This window comes from Pseudonocardia autotrophica (assembly GCF_003945385.1).
GTDB classification, from domain to species: domain Bacteria; phylum Actinomycetota; class Actinomycetes; order Mycobacteriales; family Pseudonocardiaceae; genus Pseudonocardia; species Pseudonocardia autotrophica.
On the sequence record NZ_AP018920.1, the window covers coordinates 483125 to 496546 of the forward strand.

A 13422-nucleotide genomic window follows, 5' to 3' on the forward strand; every position below is an offset into this window, starting at 1 on the left:
GCCGTCTGTCGGTTCAGCCCCGGGGGGTCGAGCTGAACCCGCCCGGACCACGTCCGAGCTCACACAACTGTAGCCGGAATCGCGCTGTTCCGCCCATACCCTGCCTGTGGCCTGCGCCGACCGGTTCCGGGCGGGCGCAGCCGGAGGGGCCCGCAGGGATGCGCCGCACCGGAACCGGCGATCGCGTCCGGGTGACCGGTCGCGCACGACCGGTCACCCGGTGCGGCGGGTCGCGGGCTGCCGGGCGGGCGCCGGTGCGCGGCCGGCGGCGCACCGGCAGGCTGGTGGACGTGTCCGACGCACTCACCACCACCTCCACGCCGCCCGACCCGGCCCTCGACGCGCCCGAGGCGGTCTTCCTCGACCTGGACAACACGATCATCGCCGGATCGAGCGCGCTGGCGTTCGCCAGGACGTTCGCCCGGCACGGGCTGATCGACCGGGCGACCGTGGCCCGGGGTGCGTGGGCGCAGCTGCTGCTCCTGTTCTCCGGCGCCGACGAATCCACGATGGACATGCTTCGCCGGCGGATGGTGCTGGTATGCCAGGGCTGGGAGGTCGAGCGGGTCCGGGAGATCGTCGCGGCGACCCTGCAGGACGTGATCGGGCCGCTGGTGTACCCGGAGGCGGTGCACCTGATCGAGCGGCACCGCGAGCAGGGCGCGGAGATCGTGCTGCTGTCGGCGTCGGGACTGGAGGTCGTCGAGCCGATCGCGGCCCTGGTCGGCGTCGGCCGGTTCCGCGCGACGACCATGCGCACCGAGCACGGCCGCTACGCCGGGGACATCGAGTTCTACTGCTACGGCGAGGGCAAGGCGCAGGCCGCCCGGGAGATCGCCGTCGAGCTCGGGCTCGACCTGGACCGGTGCGCGGCCTACACCGACTCGATCACCGACCTCCCGCTGCTGGAGTTGGTCGGCCGACCGGCGGTGGTGAACCCGGACCGCGAGCTGCGGGCGATCGCCCGGGAACGCGGCTGGCCGGTGCTCGGGTTCGTCCGGGCCGCATCGCGCGGGGACCGGATGTTCCGGCTGCGGGACCGGATCTCGGACCGGCTCACCGGCCGGACCGGTCGCCGTGTCCGGTTCGCGGCCGCGGCCGGTGCGGGAATCGCGGTGCTCGCGGTGGCCGGGATGGCCGGGATGACCAGGGGCCGGTGGGCCGGGACGCTCACGTCACCGGCCAGTTGAGCTCGGTGCGCAGGTCGGCCGGGTCCATCTCCGGCGTCGGCTCGGTGAGGTAGACCTCCCAGAATGTGTCGCCCGGGGTCAGGCCCTGCCCGGCGATCCACGCACCGAGTCGCTGCCAGGCGGACCCGAGCCCGTCGAACGATCCGGCGTGCACGAGCCGTGCCGTCCGACCGCCGGGCAGACCGCCCGCGACCACCTCGCCGTCGGTGTCGACAGCGCGATCGGTCGGGAACCCGACCTCGAGATCGAACGTCGCACCGGGCAGGCCGTGGTAGAGCCCGAACGCGGGTCCGGCGGCGGTGATCCCCTGCGCCGCGACGGTCGCCGGGAGCACCCCGAACGCCCGGTCGTAGAAGGTGGGCAGCTCGTCCGCGGACACCACCCCGCGCACGACGGCCGTCACGGCCGGCTCGGTGGTGATCAGCTGCGGTTCTCCGGCGGTGGTCATCGCGTCCCCTCTCGTGGATGTCCTGTCGCACCGGCCGACTCCACGAGCGGACGAAACTCATCGCCCGCGACCGCCGTCCGGTGTGCCCTCGCCGCGCGGGCGGGTGACCTGCCCGGTCACGGATCGCTGCTGAACCGGTGCACCTGCGCGCGAGGGTTGCCCACCGGCACCGACAGGTCTAGGAACGGTGGCACGGACCTCGGTCAGGCCAGAGGCGGTTCGGAGGAGAAGAGCCCGTCTCCCCCGGCCGGGCTCCGTACGCGTGAGCCGGGCACTCCACGCCGAGCACGCCGCGGGAGGCATGTCGTCGTGGGCCTGCGCATCGGGACGCCGGGCGCCGAGGCCGTCGTACACGACACGTAGTGCACGCCAGGAACCCGGACCACGCGTCGGGTCGGGCGGTGCCCCGTCAGGGGCGCCGTCCGGCTCACCTTCAGACCGACTGCGCGGCCGCGATCGAGAGGCCCTCGCGGCCGCCGGCCTCCCACTCCGCACAGAGGTGCACGATCCAGCCGGCCACGCCATCGGGGGTCCCGGAAGCGAAGGCCTGTGCCGCGGCCCGGTACTCGGCCGGCCGCCGGAGGAAACCCACCTCGGGCACCGACAGGCCGCGCGGGTCCAGCCCGGACGACATCGCCGTCAACCGGGCGGCGGCGCGGGCGACCACGCCGTCCGCGGTGCCGAACGGGCGCAGCGTCAGCAGCTCGCCGTGCACCACGGCGACGAGCACCGGGGCCGGCACCGAGGTGCCGCCGCCGAGCAGATCGGCCAGGGCGGAGAGCCGCGACGACACCCCCGTTCGCGGCCGCCCCAGCTGCGCCTCGTGCTCATCGGCCGGGACCAGGTCGGTCGCCGCGAGCACGTGCAGCCGGGCCAGCGCCTGCAGCGGTGCTCGCCCCCACACCTCCAGCAGCCGGGCGCGTTCGTCGGCGATCCGGACCGCACCGGCCAGTACCGGATCGGATACGTGATCGGCGGTCGCCGGGGTCAGCGGGGCACCGTCCAGCGCGGCGGAGGACCGGGCGGCGCGCAGTGCGGCCTCGGCCGCGGTCGCCGGCCAGCCGCGCCGGTTCACCGGCCGGGTGTGCACCTCGGTGGTCGCGTCCCGCGCCCTGGCGACGGCCTCGTGCACGCCGGGCAGGGCGGCGAGCGGGGCCAGCGGGTCGTCGGTCGCAGGACGGGCCATGCGTGTCATCGTCGCAAGCGGTGACCTACTCTCGGGTACCGGCTCTCCCACGGCGACTCCGTACGGGCCGGGACCGCTCATCGCCCGCCGGTCGGCCGTCCGTCGGCCGCCGGTCGGCGATCTCAGCGATGCGTCGTGCTGTAGCCGGCCCGTCGACAGCGCTGTGACCTGTGACGACGCAGTTGTGCGCCGGTTCGGGCAGCAACCACCCGTCCCGTCGGACAGTGCACGGCGCCAACGGTTTCACTAGCGTCGTCACGCACACGTGCGGACCCTTCCGGGTGCGCAGGCCGAGAGGCCGGAAACACGCCGCGTCAAGGAGGACACGAGGACATGGCCGAGTCCGAGAAGAGCTCAGGAAACAGCTCAGCACTGAGCGCACTGTCCACCGAGAGCCGCTCGTTCCCGCCGCCCGCGGAGTTCGCTGCTCAGGCCAACGCCACCGCCGAGTGGTACGAGCGCGCCGAGTCCGATCGTGACGGGTTCTGGTCGGAGCAGGCGGACCGACTGCACTGGACGAAGAAGTGGGACACCGTCCTGGAGTGGGAGGCCCCGTTCGCGAAGTGGTTCGTCGGCGGTGAACTGAACGTCGCCTACAACTGCGCCGACCGGCACGTCGAGGCGGGCAACGGCGACCGCGTCGCGATCTACTGGGAGGGCGAGCCCGGCGACTCCCGCACCATCACCTACGCCGACCTGCAGCGTGAGGTCTCGAAGACCGCGAACGCGCTGGCCGAGCTGGGTGTCGGCAAGGGTGACCGGGTCGCCATCCAGCTGCCGATGATCCCCGAGGCCGTGTTCTCGATGCTGGCCTGCGCCCGGCTGGGCGCGCTGCACAGCGTCGTCTTCGGCGGGTTCTCGCCGGGCGCGCTGAAGGCCCGGATCGAGGACGCCGAGGCGAAGGTGCTGATCACCAGCGACGGTCAGTACCGCCGCGGCAAGCCGGCGCCGATGAAGGAGAACACCGACGAGGCCGTCGCGGGCACCACCATCGAGCACGTGCTCGTGGTGAAGCGCACCGAGACCGACGTGCCGTGGACCGAGGGCCGCGACGTCTGGTGGCACGACGCCGTCGGCTCCGCGTCCGAGACGCACACCCCGGAGTCGTTCGACTCCGAGCACCCGCTGTTCATCCTCTACACCTCGGGCACGACGGGGAAGCCGAAGGGCATCCTGCACACCTCGGGTGGCTACCTGACGCAGTCCGCGTACACCCACAACGTGGTCTTCGACCACAAGCCGGGGGAGAGCGTCTACTGGTGCACCGCCGACATCGGCTGGGTCACCGGGCACACCTACATCGTCTACGGGCCGCTGGCCAACGGCGCCACCCAGGTGATCTACGAGGGCACGCCGAACACCCCGCACGAGGGCCGGCACTGGGAGATCGTCGACAAGTACAAGGTCTCGATCTACTACACCGCCCCGACGCTGATCCGCACGTTCATGAAGTGGGGCGAGGACATCCCCGCGAAGTACGACCTGTCCTCGCTGAAGGTGCTCGGCACGGTGGGCGAGCCGATCAACCCCGAGGCCTGGATGTGGTTCCGGGAGAAGATCGGCAAGGAGCGCTGCCCGATCGTCGACACCTGGTGGCAGACCGAGACCGGCTCGCAGATGATCGCCCCGCTGCCGGGCGTCACCGCGACCAAGCCGGGCTCGGCGATGCGCGCGCTGCCGGGCATCTCGGCCGCCGTGGTCGACGACACCGGCACCCCGGTCGGCAACGGCGAGGGCGGCTACCTCGTCCTCGACAAGCCGTGGCCGTCGATGCTGCGCGGCATCTGGGGCGACAACGAGCGCTACAAGGAGACCTACTGGTCCCGCTTCGCCGAGCAGGGCTACTACTTCGCCGGTGACGGTGCCAAGTACGACGAGGACGGCGCCATCTGGCTGCTCGGCCGGGTCGACGACGTCATGAACATCTCCGGGCACCGCATCTCCACCACCGAGGTGGAGTCGGCGCTGGTCAGTCACCCGACCGTCGCCGAGGCCGCGGTCGTGGGCGCCTCCGACGAGACCACCGGTCAGGGCATCGTCGCGTTCGTCATCCTGCGCGGCAGCGCCGCGAAGGACGGCGGCGAGGAGGCGATCAAGGCGCTGCGCGACCACGTGTCCAAGGAGATCGGCCCGATCGCAAAGCCGCGTCAGATCATGGTCGTCGAGGAGCTGCCGAAGACCCGCTCCGGCAAGATCATGCGCCGGCTGCTGCGTGACGTGGCGGAGAACCGTGAGGTCGGCGACGTCTCGACGCTGGCGGACTCCTCGGTGATGGACCTGATCACCACCGGGATGAAGGACTCCTCGGAGGACTGATCCCTGTCCAGTGACCTGGCCGGTGGCCCCGGACGTGACCCGTCACGTCCGGGGCCACCGTGTTGCGGGAGACCCTGTGCCGCGGGGCCACAGTGCTGCGGGGGGCATGACGCCGCGGGGTCACAATGCGGGTGTGGACTCCGACGGGATACGGGTGCGGCGCGGCTTCGTCGTACCCGAGCGGGAGCTGGGCTGGCGGTTCTCCCGTGCCTCCGGGCCGGGTGGGCAGGGGGTCAACACGACCGACTCCCGGGTCGAGCTCTCCTTCGATCTCGCCGGCTCCCCGAGCGTCCCGGACGACCTGCGGGAACGCGCGCTGGAACGGCTGCGGAACCGGCTGGCCGGCGGGGTGCTGACGATCGTCGCCGCCGAGCACCGCAGCCAGCTCCGCAACCGGGAGGCGGCCCGCGCGCGACTGGCCGCCGTGCTGGGGGAGGCGACGGCCCCCGAGCCGCGCACCCGGCGGGCCACCCGCCCGACGGCCGGGTCGAAGCGCCGCAGGCTGGATGCGAAGAACCGGCGGGGACAGATCAAGAAGCTGCGCGGCCGCCCGGACGAGTGAGGAGTCGCGGTCGGCGTGGCGCGGCCGAGCGAGCGGTGGGTCGCCGTGGCACGATGACGGCTCACTGATCGACGGGCGACAGGAGGGATGACGGTGGCCAGCAACAGCCAGTCAGGCAACGCGGAGGTTCCGCCGGTCCTGCCCTCGATCCCGCTCTCACCGGAGCCGGGTCCGCGGGACCAGTCCCTCGGCGCGCTCGCCAAGGACGTCACCACGCACCTGTCCACGCTGGTCCGTTCCGAGGTCGAGCTGGCCAAGGCCGAGGTCACCGCCGAGGTGAAGAAGGGCGTGCAGGGCAGCGTCTTCTTCGTGATCGCCGCGGTGATCGCCCTGTTCAGCCTGTTCTACCTGTTCTTCACCCTCGCCGAGTTCCTCTCGCTGTGGCTCAACCGCGCGGCCGGGTTCGGCATCACGTTCCTGGTCATGCTGCTGATCGCGGGGCTGTTCGGGCTGCTCGGCTACCTGCGCGTCCGCAAGATCCGCAAGCCGGAGCGGACCATCGACTCGCTGAAGGACTCGGCCCAGGTGCTGTCCCAGCGCGGCCGCGGCGGTGACAACGTGCGCGAGCTGACCGACGGCCCGTCCGGACGGCACGCCGCCGCGGGCTGACCCGCAGGTGGGCCACGATGGGCCGGTCGATCCCGCGCTGGTGCGGATCGCCGGTCCGTGGACCCATCGAGGGGTGTCGGCCAACGGCATCCGGATCCACGTGGCGGAGTACGGCCCCGCCGACGGTCCGCTGGTCGTGCTCCTGCACGGCTTCCCGGAGTTCTGGTGGACCTGGCGGCATCAGCTGCTCGCGCTCGGCGACGCCGGGTACCACGTCGTCGCCCCCGATCTGCGCGGCTACGGCGACACCGACAAACCCCCGCGTGGCTACGACCTCTGGACCCTCGCCGGTGACTGCGCCGGCCTGATCCGGGCGCTGGGGGAGCGGCGCGCGCACGTCGTCGGGCACGACTGGGGTGCGGCGATCGCCTGGAGCGTCACGGCCCTGCATCCGCGGCTGGTCCGCTCGCTGACCGCGCTCGGCGCCCCGCACCCGGTGACGATGCGCGACGCGGTACTGCGCGATCCGCTCGGCCAGGGCCGGGCCAGCCGCTACATGGCGGGCTTCCAGCTCCCGCGGCTGCCCGAGCGTTCGCTGCGGGCCGGGCGGGGCGCCAGGATCGAGACGATCATGCGGGCCTGGGCGGGGCCGGAGTGGACGTCGACCGCGGACTTCGCCGATGCCGTCGCCCGCAACCGGGACGCGATCCGGATCTCCACGGTCGCGCACTGCTCGCTGGAGTACTACCGCTGGACGGTGCGGTCGCTGTTCCGGCCGGAGGGCCTGCGGTTCGCCCGCGCCGTGTCCGCGCCGGTCGGCGTCCCGGTGCTGCAGGTGCACGGGGCCGACGATCCTTGCGTGCTCGACACCACGATGCGCCGCACCCGCCGCTACGCGGGCGCCGGGTTCGCCCACCACGCGCTCCCGGCGACCGGGCATTTCCCGCAACAGGAGCGCCCGGACCGGGTCACCGAGCTCATCCTGCAGCATCTGGGCCCGACGCCGGCGCACGACGGCGGGTGAGCCGCGCCGAGCCCCGGCGCACCCGGCCCGGACCCGAGCACGGACCCGGCCGTGAGCAGGGCCCCGAGCACGAGTACGGACACGGACGAGTGGTGCCACCGCCCGGGACGGATGCCGGTGGCGCGGTCCCGGACATGCGCAGATACGCTCGACGACCGTGCGAATCCTGGTCGTGGGTAGCGGCGCGCGTGAGCACGCCATCGCGGTGTCCTTGGCGCAGGATCCGGGGGTGACGGCCCTGGCATGCGCCCCGGGCAATGCCGGAACGGCTGCGGTCTCCGAGCAGCTGGGTCTGGACGTGGCCGACAACGACGCCGTCGTGTCGCTCGCCCGGACCTGGCAGGCGGACCTGGTCGTCATCGGTCCCGAGGTGCCGCTGGTCAACGGCGCCGCCGACGCGGTCCGCGAGGCCGGGATCCCGTGCTTCGGCCCGGGACGTGAGGCGGCCCGGATCGAGGGGTCCAAGGCGTTCGCGAAGTCGGTGATGAGCTCGGCGGGCGTGCCGACGGCGTCGTCGGTGGTGGTGGACAACCCCGCGCACCTGGACACCGCGCTCAGCGTGTTCACCCCGCCGTACGTGGTGAAGGACGACGGGCTGGCCGCGGGCAAGGGCGTCGTGGTGTCCGACGACATCGAGATCGCCAGGGCGCACGCCCTCGCCCTGCTCGACGCCGGCCACCCGGCGCTGCTCGAGTCGTTCCTGGACGGCCCGGAGGCGTCGCTGTTCTGCCTGGTCGACGGGTCCACCGTGGTGCCGCTGCTGCCGGCGCAGGACTTCAAGCGGGTCGGCGACGACGACACCGGCCCGAACACCGGCGGGATGGGCGCGTACTGCCCGCTGCCCTGGGCGGGCGATGACCTGGCCGGTGAGTTGGTGGAGAAGGTCGTCCGCCCGGTGGCGGTCGAGCTGGAGAAGCGCGGTGCGCGGTTCTCCGGCCTGCTCTACGCGGGTCTCGCGCTCACCTCGCAGGGCCCGGCGGTGATCGAGTTCAACTGTCGCTTCGGTGACCCGGAGACCCAGGCGGTGCTGGCGCTGCTGCGCACGCCGCTGGCCGGGCTGCTGCACGCGACGGCGACCGGGACGCTCTCCGAGCAGCCGGGCCCGGAGTGGTCGGACGGCTCCGCGGTGACCGTCGTCGTGGCGGCCGAGGGCTACCCGGCCACCCCGCGGCTCGGTGACGTGATCACCGGTGCGGACGGCGAGGGCGTGCTGCACGCCGGCACCCGGCGGCGCGACGACGGCGCGGTCGTGTCGTCCGGCGGGCGGGTGCTGTCGGTGGTCGGGACGGGTACGGATCTGGCCGCCGCACGGGCGGACGCCTACGCCCGGCTGGCCCCGGTGCGGCTCGCCGGATCGCATCACCGGACCGACATCGGGCTGAAGGCGGAGCGCGGGGAGATCACCGTCCCGGGCTGATGTGTCCGCCGGATTACCGCCATATGGCCGAGTGATCTTGGTCTATACGGCGTATCGACCCCGGTGACCAGGCCGATCATGAACACGGACCGGTCGTTGTCACGGTCCGTGTAGAAAGATCTTGAACACGGTGTAAAACCGGACATCCGAGTTTGATCCAGCCGGTGCGGGCCGGAATCGTTCCGTGTCACAGGGGCACAGCCGGTGCCCCTGAGACACAGGAGGATCCATCATGGCCAACGCTCCCCAGCCGGCCCGTCGTCGTCGCGCGCTGACCCTCGTCGGCGCCGTCATCGCCGCCCCGCTCGCCACCCTGGCGTTCACCGGCTCGGCCCAGGCCGCCGAGCTGACCCCGGTCGCCGAGTACCTCGACGCCGCGGTCGCCGACACCAGCGCGCAGGTCGGCGCTGCCCTCGACGCCCTGGGTCTCGCCGCGGCGGAGTGACATCGCGCGGGCGCTGCCCCGGACGGGGCGGGCTCCCGGCCCGCGCACCGGTGTGATCCGGGCCCGGCACCTCCCACGGCGGTGGAGGTGCCGGGCCCGGCGTTCCTGACGGGCCCGGACGGCGCCCGGCGATCCGGCCTACCCTCGACCGGTGACCGGATCGACCGCTTCCCAGCTCACCGTCGCCGCACGTGCCGCGGTGGCCCCGTTCCACGTGATGGACGTCTGGGCGGCCGCCGCGCAGCGGGCCCGCAGCCACGGCGACCTGATCAACCTCTCCGCCGGGCAGCCATCGACGCCGGCACCCGAGCCGGTCCGCCGGGCCGCCGCCGAGGCGCTGAACTCCGAGGTGCTCGGCTACACCGTCGCGCCCGGCATCCCGGAGCTGCGTGAGGCCGTCGCGGGCCACTACCGGCGGACCGCAGGCGTGCGCGTCGACCCGGGCGACGTGGTGCTGACCACCGGCTCGTCCGGCGGGTTCCTGCTCGCCTTCCTCGCCGCGTTCGACGCGGGCGACCGGGTCGCGCTGGCCCGCCCCGGCTACCCCTGCTACCGCAACATCCTCACCGCTCTGGGGTGCGAGGTCGTGGAGCTGCCCTGCGGGCCGCAGACCCGGTTCCAGCCGACCGTCGCGATGCTGGAGGAGCTGGACGAGCCGGTGAAGGGCCTGATCCTGGCCAGCCCGGCGAACCCCACCGGCACCGTGCTCGACCCCGAGGAACTCGCCGCGCTGGCCACATATTGCGAGGGGCGCGGGATCCAGCTGGTCAGCGACGAGATCTACCACGGCATCACGTTCCCCGGGTCGCCCGCGACGGCGTGCGCGTGGGAGACCTCCCGTGAGGCGCTGCTGGTGAACTCGTTCTCCAAGTACTTCTCGATGACCGGCTGGCGGCTGGGCTGGCTGGTCTGCCCGCCGCGGCTGCGCCGCACGGTCGAGGGGCTCGCCGGAAACTTCACCGTCTGCCCGCCGGCGCTGCCGCAGCACGCCGCGCTCGCCGCGTTCGAGGAGGCGAGCTACGCCGAGGCGGACGCGCACGTGGTCCGCTACGGGCAGAACCGGGATCTGCTGCTGGCCGGGCTGCGCGGTATCGGGATCGATCGGCTGGCCCCGGCCGACGGCGCGTTCTACGTCTACGCCGACATCGGGCACCTGCTGCGGCCCGGTGAGGACTCGATGGCGCTGACCTACCGGCTCCTCGACGAGACCGGGATCGCCGTCGCGCCCGGGCAGGACTTCGACCCGGTCGACGGCGGCGACTTCGTGCGGTTCTCCTGCGCCGGCACGTCGGAGGGGATCACCGCGGCGCTGGACCGGCTGCGCGCCTGGGTCTGACGCCCGCTCAGAGCACCAGCTCGGGTTTGACGGTCGAGGGCCGCCACACCCGCTGCCGGTGCGCGGCGAGTGTCGCGAGAAGTACCGAGATCAGGAACCAGGCGGCCAGCACCGGCACCGCCGTCCCGACGACGCCGGTCAGCTCGCCGCCGTACATGAGGTGGCGCAGTGCGTCGACGGCGTAGCCCATCGGCATCAGGAGGTGCATCGGGTACAGCGGTTCCGGGATGGTCTGCCAGGGGAACGTGCCGCCGGCCGACACCAGCTGCAACACCATCAGCACCAGCCCGAGGAACTGGCCGACCGCGCCCAGCAGTGCGTTCAGGGCGTGCACGATCGCGGTGAACGTCATCGACACCAGCCAGAGGAACGCGAGTGTCCCCAGCGGATGCGCCGGCACGATCCCCAGCACCGCCGACACGACCACATACATGCCGGTGACCTGCACGACCCCCAGCAACCCGGCCGGGATCCAGCCGCCCAGCGCGACCCGCAGCGGGCTCTGCCCGGCCGCGATCGCCCGCCGGGACAGCGGCTGCAACAGCAGGAACAGCACGTAGCCGCCGATCCAGGTGGCCAGCGCCATGAAGAACGGGGCGAGCCCGGCGCCGTAGGTGTCCGCGCGGGAGTGGGCGACGTCGCGGGTGGCGACCGGATCGCCGATGTTCTGCGCGGTGGCGGCCCGGACGTCCGGCGACGGGTTCGGGATCTGCCCGAGCCCGTCGAACAGGCCGTCCCGCAGCGTCCCGGCGCCGGTGGCGAGCTCGCCGGTGCCGGTGTCGAGCCGGTGGGCGCCGTCGGCGAGCCGGTCGGTGCCCTCGACGGCGGTGCGCTCGCCATCGACGAGCCGGCCGGCGCCGGTGGCCAGTGCGTCCGCCCCGGTCGAGAGCCGGGTGGCCCCGTCGGAGAGCGCGCGGACCCCGCCGGAGAGCTCGGCCGCGCCGTCGCGCAGCGCACCGGCGCCGTCGGCGGCGCTGCCGATCCCGGAACCGAGCTGAGGGGCGGCGACGGCGAGCCGTTCCGCGCCGTCGGCGACCTGTCGCGCGCCGGAGCCGAGCTGATCGAGCCGGCCGGACACCTCCTGGACGCGGGCGTTGCCCTGTTCCAGCGGCTGCTTCGCCTCGGCGAGCGCGGCCAGTGCCTGCGTGACCTGCTCCTCGGTGAAGCCGCGTGCACGCAGCCCGTCGGCGATCGTGCCGTCGGCGGCGTCGAGCTGGGCCGCCAGCCGGGCCGACTCCTGCGCGACCCGGTCGCCCGCCTCGGCCACCTGGGCGTTGCCGTCGGCCACCTGGCGGGCGCCGTCGGCCAGCTCCCGGGCCTGCGCGGGGAGCTGCGCGGTCGCGTCCCGCAGCGTTCCCAGCCCGGTGGCCAGCTCGCCGGCACCGCTGTTCAGCCGGTCCGCTCCGGCGGCGGCGGTGCCGGCGCCGCCGGCCAGGGTGCCCGCCCCGGACGACAGCTCCCCGGCGCCTCCGGCGAGCTGCTGGGCCCCGCCGAGCAGCTGTCGCTGCCCGGACGCCAGCTGGTCTGCACCGGCGGCGAGCTCACGGGCGCCGTCGTGCGCCCGGCCCGCTCCGTCGGCGAGCTCGCCCGCACCGTTCGCGGCCTCCTGGGTCTTCGTGTAGATCGTGGAGAACCCGGTCAGGAAATTGTCCGCGGCCTCGGTGCCGACCTGCTGGGCCACCGAGTCGCGCACCCGGCCGGTGAGGGTGTCGGCGATCGTGCGGACCAGGTAGTTGTTGGCGTCGTTCGTGGTCAGCACGAGAACGCCCTGGCGCGGCGTGAGATCGGCCGACGAGTGCAGGGCGGCGGTGAAGTCCCGGGTGACGGTGAGGGCGAAGGTGTACTCGTTGTCCCGCACCCCACGGTCGGCCTCCGCGGCGCCGACCCGGTGGAAGTCGAACGAGCCGGACTCCATCAGGTCCGTCGCGACCTGCTCCCCGACGTTCTGCGGGTTCCCGTCGGCGTCGGTGCCGCCCGCGTCCTCGACCACGAGTGCGGCCGGGACGCGGTCCAGGCGGGAGTACGGGTCGCCGTTGGCGTAGAGGTAGAACCCGGCGTACAGCATCGGGATCAGCAGCAGCGCGAGCACCGCCAGGACCGGCAGCCGGCCCGCCGTGATCCGGCGCAGCTCGCTGATCGCCATCCGGATCGCGCTCATCGGTCCGCCACCGGTCCCTCGGGCTCGGTGCCCGGATCCGTGGTGACCACGGTGAGCGGCCCGGTGCCGGCGTCCGGATCCGGTGGCCGGGTGTGCCGGCCGCCGGGGTCCAGGGCCGGGTCCGGGTGCCCGCCGCCGAGCAGCACCGGGGGGACACCGAGCAGCGCCGCCGACGTCTCGCTGCAGGTGACGACGACCGCGAGACCCGCGGCGGCGTGCCCGGCCGCGATCTGCCACCAGGTCACCGGGGTGCCGCCGTGCCGGTCCGGCGCGGTCAGCACCACGGCCTCGATGCCGGGACGGGCCGCAGCCAGCTCGGTCATCAGCGCGATCCGGGTCGGTGCCGGGACGTCCTCGAACCGGGTGCCCGCCCACTGCTCGGCGCCCCGCCCGGCCAGCCATTCCCCGACCGCCCGTGGCCAGGCCCGGCGCCCCGCCATGGCCAGTTCCTCACCGATCACGGTGCGCAGCGGCAGCGCCGGGTCCGGCTCGCTGACCCCGGGGGTGTCGACGACGGCCACCGCCCGCCGCAACCGGTCCGGATCGTCGGCCCCGTCACCGCCGAAACTCACCCGGCCCCGGGTCGGACGCATCCGACCGGCCAGGCAGAGCGCGAGCGCGGTGTGCCCGGATCCGGGCGTACCGGCCACGAGCAGGATGCTGCCCGCGGTGACCCGCAGCGAGGTCGTGGCCAGCAGCGGGCCGTGCGGTCCGTCGACGGTGACGCCGTCGGCGACGAGCGTCGTGCCCGGCTCGGCGGAGTCGGGCGATGGTGCGCTGATCATGGTGGT

Annotated in this window: 12 protein-coding genes; 8 read left to right on the plus strand and 4 right to left on the minus strand. The window is 73.5% G+C overall.

Annotated elements, in window-relative coordinates; all coding sequences use genetic code 11:
* Window positions 1–290: 290 nt before the first annotated feature.
* Window positions 291–1190 carry an HAD family hydrolase gene (locus Pdca_RS02370; protein WP_218031420.1) on the plus strand — a complete coding sequence of 300 codons (900 nt, stop codon included), beginning with the start codon at window positions 291–293 and terminating at the stop codon, window positions 1188–1190.
* Here Pdca_RS02370 and Pdca_RS02375 read toward each other — a convergent pair.
* Together Pdca_RS02375 and Pdca_RS02380 are read right to left on the minus strand one after the other, a co-directional pair.
* A complete protein-coding gene (locus Pdca_RS02375; RefSeq protein ID WP_085913613.1) occupies window positions 1171–1638 on the minus strand; it encodes a GyrI-like domain-containing protein in 468 nt (155 codons plus the stop codon). The two genes, Pdca_RS02370 and Pdca_RS02375, sit on opposite strands and share 20 nt — an antisense overlap.
* A gap of 433 nt (window positions 1639–2071) precedes the next feature.
* Window positions 2072–2824 carry an oxidoreductase gene (locus Pdca_RS02380; RefSeq protein WP_085913612.1) on the minus strand — a complete coding sequence of 251 codons (753 nt, stop codon included), beginning with the start codon at window positions 2822–2824 and terminating at the stop codon, window positions 2072–2074.
* Window positions 2825–3157: 333 nt separating this feature from the next.
* On the opposite strand from Pdca_RS02380, the gene acs reads away from it, so the two are divergent.
* The 7 genes from acs to Pdca_RS02415 all read left to right on the plus strand — a co-directional run bounded on the left by acs (window position 3158) and on the right by Pdca_RS02415 (window position 10473).
* A complete protein-coding gene (acs, locus tag Pdca_RS02385; protein ID WP_085913611.1) occupies window positions 3158–5140 on the plus strand; it encodes an acetate--CoA ligase in 1983 nt (660 codons plus the stop codon).
* A gap of 133 nt (window positions 5141–5273) precedes the next feature.
* Window positions 5274–5702, plus strand: a complete 429-nt coding sequence (gene arfB / locus Pdca_RS02390; RefSeq protein WP_249044932.1) for an alternative ribosome rescue aminoacyl-tRNA hydrolase ArfB — start codon at window positions 5274–5276, stop codon at window positions 5700–5702.
* Window positions 5703–5789: 87 nt separating this feature from the next.
* The gene (locus tag Pdca_RS02395; protein ID WP_085913609.1) at window positions 5790–6311 is read left to right on the plus strand and encodes a phage holin family protein; all 522 of its coding nucleotides are present in this window, start codon (window positions 5790–5792) and stop codon (window positions 6309–6311) included.
* Window positions 6312–6318: 7 nt separating this feature from the next.
* Window positions 6319–7275, plus strand: coding sequence for an alpha/beta fold hydrolase (locus tag Pdca_RS02400; RefSeq protein WP_085913608.1), 957 nt, complete (start codon window positions 6319–6321; stop codon window positions 7273–7275).
* A gap of 157 nt (window positions 7276–7432) precedes the next feature.
* The gene (gene purD, locus Pdca_RS02405) at window positions 7433–8692 is read left to right on the plus strand and encodes a phosphoribosylamine--glycine ligase (RefSeq protein WP_085913607.1); all 1260 of its coding nucleotides are present in this window, start codon (window positions 7433–7435) and stop codon (window positions 8690–8692) included.
* Window positions 8693–8924: 232 nt separating this feature from the next.
* On the plus strand, window positions 8925–9137 hold the full coding sequence (locus tag Pdca_RS02410) for a hypothetical protein (RefSeq protein ID WP_085913606.1): 213 nt from the start codon (window positions 8925–8927) through the stop codon (window positions 9135–9137).
* A gap of 151 nt (window positions 9138–9288) precedes the next feature.
* The gene (locus tag Pdca_RS02415) at window positions 9289–10473 is read left to right on the plus strand and encodes a pyridoxal phosphate-dependent aminotransferase (RefSeq protein ID WP_197719897.1); all 1185 of its coding nucleotides are present in this window, start codon (window positions 9289–9291) and stop codon (window positions 10471–10473) included.
* A 7-nt stretch (window positions 10474–10480) separates the two neighbouring features.
* Here the strand turns inward: Pdca_RS02415 and Pdca_RS02420 are convergent, their stop codons facing one another.
* Together Pdca_RS02420 and Pdca_RS02425 are read right to left on the minus strand one after the other, a co-directional pair.
* Window positions 10481–12631: a YhgE/Pip domain-containing protein gene (locus Pdca_RS02420; protein ID WP_085913605.1), complete on the minus strand. Its 2151-nt coding sequence runs from the start codon at window positions 12629–12631 to the stop codon at window positions 10481–10483.
* Complete coding sequence (locus tag Pdca_RS02425; protein ID WP_174824299.1) at window positions 12628–13416, minus strand: ATP-binding cassette domain-containing protein; 789 nt, start codon at window positions 13414–13416, stop codon at window positions 12628–12630. Before Pdca_RS02425 ends, Pdca_RS02420 begins: the two co-directional genes overlap by 4 nt.
* Window positions 13417–13422: the final 6 nt, after the last annotated feature.

Bases quoted from the DNA above. Each gene is read 5' to 3' on its own strand.
- Pdca_RS02420 (WP_085913605.1), bottom strand. From the start codon at position 12,631: ATGAGCGCGATCCGGATGGCGATCAGCGAGCTGCGCCGGATCACGGCG.
- Pdca_RS02425 (WP_174824299.1), bottom strand. From the start codon at position 13,416: ATGATCAGCGCACCATCGCCCGACTCCGCCGAGCCGGGCACGACGCTC.
- Pdca_RS02380 (WP_085913612.1), bottom strand. From the start codon at position 2,824: ATGGCCCGTCCTGCGACCGACGACCCGCTGGCCCCGCTCGCCGCCCTG.
- Pdca_RS02375 (WP_085913613.1), bottom strand. From the start codon at position 1,638: ATGACCACCGCCGGAGAACCGCAGCTGATCACCACCGAGCCGGCCGTG.
- Pdca_RS02410 (WP_085913606.1), top strand. From the start codon at position 8,925: ATGGCCAACGCTCCCCAGCCGGCCCGTCGTCGTCGCGCGCTGACCCTC.
- Pdca_RS02395 (WP_085913609.1), top strand. From the start codon at position 5,790: ATGACGGTGGCCAGCAACAGCCAGTCAGGCAACGCGGAGGTTCCGCCG.
- acs (WP_085913611.1), top strand. From the start codon at position 3,158: ATGGCCGAGTCCGAGAAGAGCTCAGGAAACAGCTCAGCACTGAGCGCA.